Raw genomic sequence first — 910 nt, 5'->3', positions numbered from 1 at the left:
TCGGGATCCGGCAAAAACACCCGCCCGAAACCCAAAACCCAAAACCATCACCGACACAAAACCCGCGCATGATGCGCGACATGCTCCCCGACGAAAGTCGCAATAAAAAAGTACCCATGATCGTAGCCCTCGTGCCGCCGCACGATCACCTTATGCTCCGCCTGAAGCGCATTGCGCTCCAGCACTTCCGGATGCAACTGCTCGGCAAGAAACTGATCTGCCAATCCCTGATCGACGAGAATGCCGCCTTCGAAGCGCGACGCAGCATCGCCCTTAATAAGCTCGCTCGCATCGTATTGCTTCCACGCCTCGCGATCATCGCCGAGATAGCCTGAGAACGCCTTCACGCCCCAGGGACACTGCGACGGCGCCGCGATCGGCGCGAACGCCGACACCGACGCGTACAGATCCGGATTGCGCAACGCGAGCACGAGCGCGCCGTGCCCTCCCATCGAATGCCCGAAGATGCCGATACGATCCTCGCGCACCGGCAACTCCGCCAACACCGTCTCGCGCAACTCCTGCGTCACATACGAGTACATGCGATATCGCCCCGCCCAAGGCTCGCGCGTCGCGTCGACATAAAACCCCGCACCGACACCGAAGTCCCACGCATCCTTCTCGCCGGGAATATCCGCGCCGCGCGGACTCGTGTCGGGCGCGATCAGCGCGATGCCGTGCTGCGCGGCGTAACGTTGCGCGCCCGCCTTGATCGGAAACGTCTCCTCGGTGCACGTCAGGCCGGCGAGATAAAACAGCGCAGGCACCTTGCCCGACGCAGCCTCTTTCGGCAGAAAGACCGAAAAACGCATCGGCAAACCGATCGTCTCCGATGCATGCCGATAGATGCGCTGCACACCCTCGAAGCAACGATGTTCTTCCACGAGTTCCAGCATGGCGTTGTCCTCTC

General features: G+C 61.6%; 1 protein-coding gene. It reads right to left on the bottom strand.

Going from position 1 to position 910, the window contains the following annotated elements:
* Positions 1-47 precede the first annotated feature (47 nt).
* The gene (fghA, locus tag U4Y90_RS35935; RefSeq protein ID WP_321801892.1) at positions 48-896 is read right to left on the bottom strand and encodes an S-formylglutathione hydrolase; all 849 of its coding nucleotides are present in this window, start codon (positions 894-896) and stop codon (positions 48-50) included.
* Between the last annotated feature and the right edge of the window lie 14 nt (positions 897-910).

Source organism: Caballeronia sp. J97, assembly GCF_905220305.1.
Classification (GTDB): domain Bacteria; phylum Pseudomonadota; class Gammaproteobacteria; order Burkholderiales; family Burkholderiaceae; genus Caballeronia.
This window is presented reverse-complemented; position numbering and strand designations above follow the sequence as displayed.